9 protein-coding genes and 2 tRNA genes are annotated in these 10912 nt (G+C 62.9%); 6 read left to right on the top strand and 5 right to left on the bottom strand.

The genetic code is table 11. The annotated features are described in order from the left end of the window. Positions 1 to 142: 142 nt before the first annotated feature. Both AQ12_RS04895 and ompR read right to left on the bottom strand, forming a co-directional pair. Positions 143 to 1597 carry a sensor histidine kinase gene (locus AQ12_RS04895; protein ID WP_048438716.1) on the bottom strand — a complete coding sequence of 485 codons (1455 nt, stop codon included), beginning with the start codon at positions 1595 to 1597 and terminating at the stop codon, positions 143 to 145. 68 nt (positions 1598 to 1665) lie between these two features. After that, a complete protein-coding gene (gene ompR, locus AQ12_RS04890; RefSeq protein WP_048438715.1) occupies positions 1666 to 2397 on the bottom strand; it encodes a two-component system response regulator OmpR in 732 nt (243 codons plus the stop codon). A gap of 182 nt (positions 2398 to 2579) precedes the next feature. Here ompR and AQ12_RS04885 point away from each other — a divergent pair, with 182 nt between their 5' ends. Beyond that, positions 2580 to 3302, top strand: a complete 723-nt coding sequence (locus tag AQ12_RS04885; protein ID WP_048438714.1) for an SIMPL domain-containing protein — start codon at positions 2580 to 2582, stop codon at positions 3300 to 3302. Between the two features lie 106 nt (positions 3303 to 3408). On the opposite strand, the gene AQ12_RS04880 is transcribed toward AQ12_RS04885, so the two are convergent. Further along, the gene (locus tag AQ12_RS04880) at positions 3409 to 4179 is read right to left on the bottom strand and encodes a 3-hydroxybutyrate dehydrogenase (protein WP_048438713.1); all 771 of its coding nucleotides are present in this window, start codon (positions 4177 to 4179) and stop codon (positions 3409 to 3411) included. A 78-nt stretch (positions 4180 to 4257) separates the two neighbouring features. Between AQ12_RS04880 and AQ12_RS04875 the strand changes: the two genes are divergently transcribed. The 3 genes from AQ12_RS04875 to AQ12_RS04865 all read left to right on the top strand — a co-directional run bounded on the left by AQ12_RS04875 (position 4258) and on the right by AQ12_RS04865 (position 7529). After that, a complete protein-coding gene (locus AQ12_RS04875; protein WP_048438712.1) occupies positions 4258 to 5160 on the top strand; it encodes an alpha/beta fold hydrolase in 903 nt (300 codons plus the stop codon). A gap of 11 nt (positions 5161 to 5171) precedes the next feature. Then, on the top strand, positions 5172 to 7382 hold the full coding sequence (locus AQ12_RS04870) for a bifunctional (p)ppGpp synthetase/guanosine-3',5'-bis(diphosphate) 3'-pyrophosphohydrolase (RefSeq protein WP_048438711.1): 2211 nt from the start codon (positions 5172 to 5174) through the stop codon (positions 7380 to 7382). A 70-nt stretch (positions 7383 to 7452) separates the two neighbouring features. Next, positions 7453 to 7529: transfer RNA gene (locus AQ12_RS04865), tRNA-Val, on the top strand. Between the two features lie 40 nt (positions 7530 to 7569). Here AQ12_RS04865 and AQ12_RS04860 read toward each other — a convergent pair. Further along, the gene (locus AQ12_RS04860; protein ID WP_048438710.1) at positions 7570 to 8505 is read right to left on the bottom strand and encodes a dihydrodipicolinate synthase family protein; all 936 of its coding nucleotides are present in this window, start codon (positions 8503 to 8505) and stop codon (positions 7570 to 7572) included. 183 nt (positions 8506 to 8688) lie between these two features. Between AQ12_RS04860 and phaR the strand changes: the two genes are divergently transcribed. Beyond that, entirely contained in the window at positions 8689 to 9210 is a 522-nt protein-coding gene (gene phaR / locus AQ12_RS04855; RefSeq protein WP_048438761.1) for a polyhydroxyalkanoate synthesis repressor PhaR, read from the top strand. Positions 9211 to 9237: 27 nt separating this feature from the next. Then, positions 9238 to 10644 carry a 30S ribosomal protein S12 methylthiotransferase RimO gene (rimO, locus tag AQ12_RS04850; protein WP_048438709.1) on the top strand — a complete coding sequence of 469 codons (1407 nt, stop codon included), beginning with the start codon at positions 9238 to 9240 and terminating at the stop codon, positions 10642 to 10644. A gap of 122 nt (positions 10645 to 10766) precedes the next feature. On the opposite strand, the gene AQ12_RS04845 is transcribed toward rimO, so the two are convergent. Beyond that, positions 10767 to 10851 (bottom strand) — tRNA-Leu (locus tag AQ12_RS04845). Positions 10852 to 10912: the final 61 nt, after the last annotated feature.

The following is a 10912-nucleotide window of genomic DNA, read 5'->3' as shown; positions in this document are numbered from 1 at the left end:
CTCGGGTCCCCAGTTGGGGCTGTTCGGGAAAATTACCGGACAGTAGTGGATCGAGTCCGCAATGACAGCCTGTGAGCCAGCGCCCCTTCCAGCAATGACAGCCTGTGAGCCACCGCCCCTTCACGCCATGACAGCCCTGGCGCTAGGCCACCGCCGGTTCGCCTTTGGGTTCTGGTTCAGCAGTAGGTGAGTGCGTCTTGGGTTTTTGCAGCTTGATGTGTGCTGCCAGTCCACCGGTCGTGGTGTTCGCCAGGGCAAAGATACCGCCCATGCGCTGCACGGTCTTGTCCACGATTGCCAATCCCAGTCCCGCACCTGTGGCGGCGGTGCGCGCGGCATCGCCCCGGAAGAACGGCTTGATGAGGTTGGGCAGGGCGTCGGGCGCCACACCCATGCCGTGGTCGCGCACCTTCAGCAGCACCCACTCGTTGCGCGACTTCGCAGCGATATCGACAACTGCGATTCCCGTCTCGGGGGTCTTGCCGTAGCGACGTGCGTTCTCGAGCAAATTGGAAATCACACGCGCCAGCTCGACTTCGTCGGCCAGCACGTAGAGCCCCTTGGCAACGTCAAGATTGATCCGCATGTCGCCCTGGTCCTGCACGGCATACAGGCATGCTTCGATCACGTCGTTGAGCAGTACGGGCTTGAGTTCTGCATGGTCGGGCCGCGCATAGTCCAGGAACTTGTCGATGATGGCGTCGAGCTGCTGGATGTCGGCGGCCATGTGGTCACGCGCGTCCTGGTCGGCCACGCTCATCTCGGTTTCCAGCCGCAGGCGGGCCAATGGTGTACGCAGGTCATGCGAGATGCCGGCCAGCATGACGGCCCGGTCCTGCTCGATCTTGGCGAGCTGCTGGGCCATGCGGTTAAAGCCGATGTTGACTTCGCGGATCTCGCTGGTCACAGCCTTTTCGTCGAGCCGGCTCGCATCGAAGTCGCCATCGCGCACGCGACTGGCCGCGAATGAGAGTTGCTTGAGCGGTCGGTTGATCAACCGTGCAATCAAGGCTGCGCCCGCCAGCGAAAGACCCGCTGCCGTAATCAGCCAAATGAGCCAGGTCCGCCCGCCAACCCGCGTAAGGCGGGAGCGGTCCAGGAGCATCCAGTACTGGTCGGCGTCGATTTTGAATCCGACCCACAGACCCTCTTCACCGTTGACGCTGGCGGCCATGATGGTGGCCGGGCCGAGTCGGCTGATCAGCTCATCCATGACGCTCGTGTCGAGCTCGGCTACGGAAAAGCTGGTGTACCTGTCTTTGGGCTCGCGCATGACGATGCGCACGCCTTCCTGGTCGGCCAGGGTCTTGATGAGCGAGACGCGCGCAATCGAATCTGCGTGCACCAGCGCCGCACGGCTCAGGTTGACCAGCGATGCAATCTGCTGCGCTGTCTGGACTGCACGCGGCTCGAATTCGAGCGCCCGGAACGTCTGGAACCAGGCCACGATACTGCCGATGAGCAGCAGGGACAAAAGAAAGAATGTCCGCCAGAACAGCGAAAGACCCAGCCGGGGCCGCAACTCCAGCGGGGCCGGCGCGGTTTCAAGCGGAGCAGGCCCGGTGATGTCGATGCTGTTGGTGGTTCCGCGGATCATGCCCGCATTCTCAGGTCACATCTGGGATTTGTCATTGAAGCGAGAGCATGCAGGTGCGTGCCGGCGGCTCAGCCCGCACCATCGGGCACGAAGACGTAGCCCACGCCCCACACCGTCTGGATGTAGCGCGGCGCTGCCGGGTCCGACTCCACGAGCTTGCGCAGGCGCGAGACCTGGACGTCGAGGCTGCGGTCAAAGGGTTCGAATTCGCGGCCACGCGCCAGTTGTGCGAGCTTTTCGCGCGACAGCGGCTGGCGCGGATGGCGCACCAGGGCCTTGAGCATGGCGAATTCGCCGGTGGTCAGCGGCAGTTCGTCGCCGTTCTTGCGCAGGGTGCGGGCACCCAGATCGAACGCGAACGGGCCGAAGTTGACGACTTCGTTGTCGCTGGATGGGGCGCCGGGCGCTTCCAGCGCGGGTCGGCGGCGCAGCACGGCATGGACGCGTGCGAGCAGTTCGCGCGGATTGAAGGGCTTGCCCAGGTAATCGTCGGCGCCGACTTCAAGGCCGACGATGCGGTCCACGTCTTCGCCCTTGGCGGTCAGCATGATGATGGGGGTGCGGTCGTTGGCCGCCCGCAGTCGCCTGCAGATCGACAGGCCGTCTTCGCCGGGCATCATGAGGTCGAGCACGATGAGGTCGGCGGTCTCGCGCAGCATCAGGCGGTTGAGCGCCTTGCCGTCTTCGGCAAGGATGACTTCAAAACCTTCCTGTGTCAGGTAGCGGCGCAGCAGATCGCGGATTCGGGCGTCATCGTCAACGACCAGGATCTTGTCGGTTCGGGCTGCAGCTTGGGACATGGTGCTCCATCGGAATTTGTAACAGAGCCAATTCTGATGGCCTTGACCGCGGGTTTGAGGCGTTTCGAGGGGTGCTTTTCACGTTGTTACAAATGTTGCCCCATCCGTTGGCCCTTCACATGGCAGCAATGGCGATCAGGGCATCATGTGGTACTTCTCACTGCCACAACAACAACAGATCCATGAAAAGACCCACCGTCCGAATCGCCCTGGTGACCACCACCGCCGCACTCGCTCTGGCCCTGCTGCCATCGTTCCATGTGTCCGCCCAGGTCATGCCCCAGCCGCAAAACGTGCTGCAGCTGAGTTCAAGTGGAGCTGTCGAGGTTCAGCAGGACCTGCTGAGCCTGAGCCTTACCACGTCGCGTGACGGGGCTGACGCCAACACGGTGCAGACCCAGCTCAAGCAGGCGCTCGATGCCGCGCTGACGGAGGCGAAGAAATCGGCCCAGCCCGGACAACTCGATGTACGCACCGGGCAGTTCAGCCTGTATCCGCGCTACAGCCCTCTGGGAAAGATCAGCGGCTGGCAGGGGGCGGCTGAACTCGTGCTCGAAGGCCGCGACTTTCCGCGTATCACCCAGACCGCCGGGCGTATCCAGACGATGACGATGGGCCATGTCTCTTTTGGACTGAGCCGCGAAGCGCGCGCCAAGGTCGAGGGCGATGCGCAGACGCTGGCCATCGAGCGCTTCAAGGCCAAGGCCGCAGACCTCGCGCGTGGCTTTGGCTTTTCGGGCTACACGCTGCGTGAGGTGTCGGTGAATTCGAACGACGGCGGCTATCCGCAGCCACGGGTCCTGGCGATGCAGGCCAAGGGTGCGCAGGCCGAATCGGCTGTGCCTGTGGAGGCCGGCAAGAGCAATGTGGTGGTGACGGTTTCAGGGTCGGTGCAGCTGAAGTAGGTTTGTCATGCCGGACTTGATCCGGCATCCACCGCGCAGCGGCGACGGCGCTCGACTCAAGCGCTGTCTGGATTGTGGGTCAAGCCCGCAATGACAGCCTCTGGAGTTACTGCGCGGCCCAGCCGCCGTCCATGTTCCATGCCACGCCGCGCACATTGTTGCCGGCAGGCGAGCAGAAGAAGACCGCCAGCTCGCCCAGTTCATCGGGTGTGGTGAATTGCAGCGATGGCTCTTTTTCGCCGAGCAAGGCCGCCTTGGCCTGATCATTGGTCCAGCCGTTGGCGGCGGCCTTGGCATCGACCTGCTTTTGAACCAGCGGGGTCAGCACCCAGCCCGGGCAGATCGCGTTGCAGGTGACGCCTGTCGTTGCGTTTTCGAGCGCAGTGACTTTGGTCAGGCCGACAAGGCCGTGCTTGGCGGCGACGTAGGCTGATTTCTGCGTCGAGGCCACGAGTCCGTGAACCGATGCGACGTTGATGATGCGGCCCCAGTTGGCGGCCTTCATGGCCGGAAGCGCCACGCGGGTCGCATGGAACGCGCTCGACAAGTTGATGGCGATGATCGCGTCCCACTTGTCTGTCGGGAAGTCCTCGATGTTGGCCACGTGCTGTATGCCCGCGTTGTTCACCAGGATGTCGACGCGGCCGAACTTGTCTGCGGCGAATTTCATCATCGCTTCGATCTCGGCTGGCTTGCTCATGTCGGCGCCGTGATACGCGACTTGCGCACCCAGTGCGCGGACCTCAGCCTGCGGGCCTTCGACATCGCCGAAGCCATTGAGCACCAGGTTCGCGCCCTGACGCGCCAGGGCCTTTGCGATACCCAGCCCGATGCCGCTGGTTGAACCTGTCACGAGCGCGGTCTTGCCTTTGAGCATGAGGGTCTCCGTCTTGAATTAGGATGTGCGAGAGCCGCGAAAAACGACTGCCGCAGAGTATGCGGTTTTTTCACCGACATGCCTGAACCTACGCTGAACTACGTATCCTGCCCGGACGCTTCCGGCAGCCACCGCATGGCGTATTGGCAGTGGGGTGATGCGAGTGCTGCGCATGTGGTCGTTTGCGTCCACGGGTTATCACGGCAGGGGCGCGACTTTGACGTGCTGGCCCAGGCCCTGGTTGATCGCGCGACGCATCCCATTCGCGTTGTGTCTGCTGATGTTGCAGGCCGCGGCCGCAGCGATTGGCTCAAGGACCCGGCGACCTATCAGATACCGACCTATGTCGGCGACATGCTGGCGATGCTGGGGCAGTTGCATCGACAGGCACCCATCCAGACGCTGGACTGGGTCGGCACCAGCATGGGAGGCCTCATTGGCATGGGCATCAGCGGTACGCCCCAGCTGCCTTTGCCGGCTCCCGTTCGCAGGCTGGTGCTCAACGACGTGGGGCCTGCGATCCAGTGGGAGGCGCTGCAACGCATCGGCACTTACCTCGGCAACACCGGCAAGTTCGAGTCGGTGCAGCAGGCCGCTGATGCGATGTGGGCCATCTCCACCAGCTTTGGGCCGCATACGCCCGGCCAGTGGTTTGCGCTGTCGCAGGCGATGGTCAAGCCATTGCCCGAGGGGGGCTTCACGCTGCACTACGACCCCAGCATCGCGGTTCCATTTCGCGGCCTGACTGAAGAATCGGCGCAGCAGGGCCAGGCGGCGCTCTGGCAGCTCTACGACAACATTTCCGCGCAGACGCTGGTCCTTCGAGGCGCTGCATCGGACCTTCTCAATTCGCAAACTGCGGCAGCCATGACACAGCGCGGTCCACGAGCGCGGCTCGTTGCCTTCGATGGGGTGGGCCATGCGCCCACGCTCATCGCCCGCGACCAGGTCGATGCGGTGACCGGCTTTTTGCTCGACTAGAAAAATTCCCCATGAAGAGTCTCGTCGCGGAAAACCCCGATAGCTCTGCCGTCCCCGAACTGATCGCGGCGACCGAGCACGCCATGCCGCAGCAGGCGCACGCCTTGTCACGCGCTCGCGCCTTTGCCGAGCCCTTCATCGCGGGTGAAACGCTGGAGACGGGCGAGAACACACTCGCGCACGCCGATGCGGTTGCGGCCATCCTGAAGTCGATGGGCGGCTCGGAGGCGATGCAGGCGGCAAGCTACCTGGTCTATGCGTGGTCCCACCTGGCCAAGCCGCAGGAGGTCATTTCCAAAGCGTTCGGTGACAACTACGCGGCGCTGGCGATGGAGACGACCAAGCTGGTGCGGGTGCAGCGCCAGGCGCGCGACGCCGGTGACGTGCAGATGGTCGATGCCGCGCAGCTGCAGACCGAGAACGTGCGCAAGATGCTGCTGGCTTTTTCACGCGACTTGCGCGTGGTCATGCTGCGGCTGGCGTCGCGCCTGCAGACCTTGCGCTGGCACGCCGCGAGCAAGACGCCTTGTCCGCCCAGCGTTGCGCGCGAAGTGCTGCACGTTTTTGCACCGCTGGCCAACAGGCTGGGAATCTGGCAGCTCAAGTGGGAAATGGAAGACCTCGCGTTCCGTTTCCTGGAACCGGAAACCTATCGGCAGATCGCCGGTCAGCTCGACCAGAAACGGATCGAGCGCGAGGCGTATGTCGAAGAGCTGCGGTCCCGGCTGGAGAGCGAGCTGATCGCGCAGGGCATCAAGGCGAGCGTGGCCGGCCGGCCCAAGCACATCTACAGCATCGCCAAGAAGATGCGCGGCAAGTCGCTGGACTTCGACCGCGTGTTCGATATCCGCGCGCTGCGGGTGATCGTGCCGACGGTGGACGATTGCTATGCCGCGCTCTCGTGGGTGCACGAGAAGTTCACGCCGCTCGTCGAGGAGTTCGACGACTACATCGCCAGGCCCAAACCCAACGGCTACCAGTCGCTGCACACCATCGTGCGAGACAAGGAGGGCAGGCCGATCGAGATCCAGATTCGCACGCAGGCCATGCACGATCACGCCGAGCATGGCGTTGCCGCGCATTGGGCTTACAAGGAGGCTGGCAGCAAGGGCTATTCGGGCGTCAGTGCGACGGGAGAGTACGACGCCAAGATCGCGGTGCTGCGGCAACTGCTGGCATGGGAGCGCGATCTGGTCGGCGGTAGCGAAGGCTTGTTCGAAGACCGCATCTATGTTCTGACGCCCGATGCGGCGATCGTCGAATTGCCGCGCGGCGCGACGCCGGTGGACTTTGCCTACACGGTTCACACCAGCCTGGGCCACCGTTGCCGTGGCGCACGAGTCGACGGTGCGATGGTGCCGCTGAACACGCCCCTGCAAAACGGCCAGACGGTCGAGGTGACGGCAGCCAAGGAGGGTGGGCCGTCCCGCGACTGGCTCAATGCCGAGCTCAATTTTCTGGCGAGCCATCGCGCCAGGGCCAAGGTGCGCGCCTGGTTCAACGAGCAGGTGCGTCACGAGACCACATCGCGGGGTCGCGAGTCGGTCGAAAAGCTCCTTCAGCGCGAAGGCAAGACCGCGATGAAGCTGGAGGACCTGGCGACGCAGCTGGGGTTCAAGTCTGCCGACGACCTGTTCTTTGTCGTGGGCAAGGACGAATACTCGCTTCGAAATATCGAGACCCTGCTCAAGCCGCCCGAGGCACCGCCTCACCCCGACGAGTTCCTGCTGAAGAAGGCGCGCAACCCCGGTGGCGGTCCCAAGGGCGGCGTATTGGTGGTGGGAATCGACTCGCTCATGACGCAGCTCGCCCGCTGCTGCAAACCGGCACCGCCCGATGCCATAGGGGGCTTCGTCACGCGGGGCAAGGGCGTGAGCATCCATCGCAAGGATTGCAGCAATTTCCGCGAACTTGCAGCGCGCAACAGCGAGCGCGTGATCGAGGTGGAGTGGGGCGCGGGCCCTGCGTCTGGCAAAGCCGAAGGCAGCGCGGTGTACCCCGTCGATGTCGGCGTTGAAGCCTCCGATCGGCAGGGCTTGCTGCGCGACATCTCCGAAGTCTTTGCGAAAGAAAAGATGAATGTGATCGGCGTGCAGACCCAGTCGGTCAAGGGCACCGCGTGGATGACCTTCACTGTGGAAGTGACTGATTCGGGGCGCCTGAACAAGGTGCTTTCGCTGGTGGGCGAGGTGCTTGGCGTGCGTTGGGCCAAGCGTCGATAGGCGTTGTTGAACCGGCGCAGATGAGAGCTGCAGAAGCACTGCTATAATTCGAGGCTCGAATACGATTTTCAGGCGCGTAGCTCAGCTGGTTAGAGCACCACCTTGACATGGTGGGGGTCGTTGGTTCGAGTCCAATCGCGCCTACCAATATTGCAAGCCCCGTCTCTCCTCTGAGAGCGGGGCTTTTTTATTGACCCAACTCCCGCAAACGCGCGTCCTGCCGACGAACCAGTCGCTCCATGTCAACAAGGTCCTGGGCCGAAAGCCTGGGACCCGGCTTGCGCACGAAGGCCGACGCGATCGCGCCGCGCTGGTGCAGCAGGTGCTTGCGAACTGCCAGGCCGATACCGGCCTGTTGTTCGTAGCGGGCCAGCGGCAGGTAAGCGTCGAACAGGTCATGGGCTCGTTCGACATCGCCCCGGGCGTGCGCAGCAACCACGTCGACCATCATTTCGGGCCACGCAAAACCAGTCATCGCACCATCCGCTCCGCGCGACAGTTCCTCGGGCAGGAACAGGCCTCCTCCGTTGCCCGTGAGGATGGACACCCGCTTCAGCTGACCCTTCTCGCTCGCGGCCCGAACGGCAGACAGCTTGGCCAGTCCTGGAGAGTCTTCGTGCTTGAGCATCACGCAATGGGGCGAGTTGTTCAGGATGCGCAGGACCACGGGCGCTGACATCTGCACACCTGTTGCGACCGGATGGTCCTGCAGGCACCACGGCACCGCACCCAGCGTCTCGTTGACCATGTCGAAATAGGCGGTGATCTGGTCGTCGGTGCGAACAGTGCCTGGCGGGGCCACCATCACGCCCGATGCGCCAAGGTCCATCACCGCCTGCGTGAGTTCACCCATGGCGGCAAACCCCGGGGCGGACACACCGACCACGATCGGCACGCGGCCACCGACCCGCTGGACGACCTGCCGGGTGAAGTCCTTCGCCTCTTGCGCTGTGAGCTTGGTCGCTTCGCCCATGATCCCCAAGATCGTGAGACCGGTGACTCCGCGATCGAGGCAGAAATCCACCATCCGGTCGGTGCTCGCCAGGTCCAGTGCACCTGTGTCGGTGAATGGCGTGACAGTGATGAGGTAGACGCCTTTGGCGGATGTGTCGAAGCGGTGCATGGGAAGAGCTCCGGGTGCAGATGCAAGTAGGGATCTCGCAATGGTGACATGGTGGCGGCGCACCGCCGACTGCCTCTGCCTCAGGGAAACCCTGTGGGGCCGAGCGCCTGCCCTCCCTAGAATGTGCTGCAGTGCAATACATCAGCGGCAACCCGTCCGGGCGGCCGCGCGAGGAGCGAGGCCGTGCAAAGCAAGAAATCCACCGCAGCGGGCGCCAAGCCTGCGCAGCGGGTGATCAAGAAGTACCCGAACCGCCGGCTCTACGACACCGAAACATCCACCTACATCACGCTGGCCGAGGTCAAGCAGCTGGTCATGGACAGTGAACTGTTTGTCGTGCGCGATGCCAAGACCAATGAGGACCTGACCCGCAGCATCCTGCTGCAGATCATCCTGGAAGAGGAAGCCGGCGGGACCCCCATGTTCAGCGAGGCTGCGCTTGGCAACCTGATTCGCTTCTATGGCCACGCCGCACAGGGCTTCATGGGCACCTATCTGGAAAAGAACGTCCAGGCGTTCACCGACATCCAGGCCAAGCTGACCGAGCAGTCCAAGACCGTGACGCCAGAGGTGTGGGCCCAGTTCATGAACCTGCAAAACCCGATGATGCAAGGCATGATGGGCAATTACGTCGAGCAGTCCAAGACCATGTTCGACAAGATGCAGGAGCAGATGACATCCTGGATCGTTCCGGTCAAGCGTTAAAACCGCCGCGTCTGGGACAATAGGCAGATGAGTGAAGTTGCCGCCCCCGAAAACAAGACGCCCAAGGTGGGATTCGTCAGCCTGGGATGCCCCAAGGCCCTGACCGATTCCGAATTGATCCTGACCCAGCTTTCCGCCGAAGGCTACGAGACCTCCAAGACATTCGAGGGCGCCGACCTCGTCATCGTCAACACCTGCGGTTTCATCGACGATGCCGTGCGCGAAAGCCTCGACACGATCGGTGAGGCGCTCGCCGCCAACGGCAAGGTCATCGTGACCGGATGCCTGGGCGCGAAGGCGGGTGACGACGGTAGCAATCTCGTGCGCCAGATGCATCCTTCGGTGCTGGCTGTCACAGGCCCTCACGCCACGCAGGAAGTGATGGACGCCGTCCACCTGAACCTGCCCAAGCCGCACGATCCTTTTGTCGACCTGGTGCCCGATCCCGCCCGGGGTTCATTTGGCATTGCCGGCATCAAGCTGACGCCGCGCCACTACGCGTACCTCAAGATCAGCGAAGGCTGCAATCACCGCTGCACCTTCTGCATCATTCCATCGATGCGCGGCGACCTGGTGAGCCGGCCGATCGGCGATGTGCTCAAGGAGGCGAGGGCGCTCTTTGAAGGCGGCGTGAAGGAGCTGCTGGTGATCAGCCAGGACACCTCGGCCTATGGCGTCGATGTGAAGTACCGAACGGGCTTCTACGATGGCAAGCCGATCCGCACACGCATGCATGAGCTGGTGCAGGCCCTGGGCGACATGGCCGAGCCCTTCGGCGCGTGGGTCCGCTTGCATTACGTCTATCCATACCCATCTGTGGATGAGGTGATTCCGATGATGGCCACGGGGAAGGTGCTGCCTTACCTCGATGTGCCGTTCCAGCACAGCCATCCCGATGTCCTCAAGCGCATGAAGCGCCCTGCCAGTGGCGAGAAGAACCTCGAGCGCATCCAGCGCTGGCGCGAGAGCTGCCCCGAGATCGTGATTCGCAGCACGTTCATTGCGGGGTTTCCGGGTGAGACCGAAGCCGAGTTCGATCACCTGCTTCAATTCATGCGCGAAGCGCGCATCGACCGCGCCGGTTGCTTTGCCTACAGCCCGGTGACTGGCGCTGTAGCCAATGAAATTCCTGGAATGCTGCCGCACGAAGTTCGCGAAGAGCGGCGTGCAAGGTTCATGGCCGTTGCCGAAGAGGTATCGGCCGCCAAGCTGCGCGAGCGGGTTGGTGCAACGATGCAGGTGCTGGTGGATTCAGCGCCGGCGCTAGGCCGCAAGGGAGGCGTTGGGCGCACCTATGCAGATGCCCCTGAGATCGACGGAACGGTGAAGTTGCTGCCGCCCGAAAAGATCAGCAAGCAGATGAAGGTCGGCGAGTTCACCCGGGCGCGTATCGTCTCGACGGACGGGCATGACCTGGTGGGCGTGCCGATTTGAGCGTGGCCAAAACACGCAGAAACAACAAAGCCGGCAGAGCCGGCTTTATGAAAAAATACGCCGGCAGAGCCGGCAGCATCAAAAAATACGCCGGCAGAACCGGCTTTATGATTAACTTAACTTGGTGCCCAGGAAGGGACTCGAACCCCCACGATGTTACTCGCTAGTACCTGAAACTAGTGCGTCTACCAATTCCGCCACCTGGGCATTTCAGGAAAAAAAGGATTCTATATCAAAAATAATATCGACCATTCCACGCACGGCCTTC

It is taken from the genome of Caenimonas sp. SL110, from assembly GCF_001044395.1.
Lineage (GTDB): Bacteria > Pseudomonadota > Gammaproteobacteria > Burkholderiales > Burkholderiaceae_C > Ramlibacter.
The sequence above is the reverse complement of the archived record's forward strand: the minus strand, read 5'-3'. Positions and strand labels throughout refer to the sequence as shown.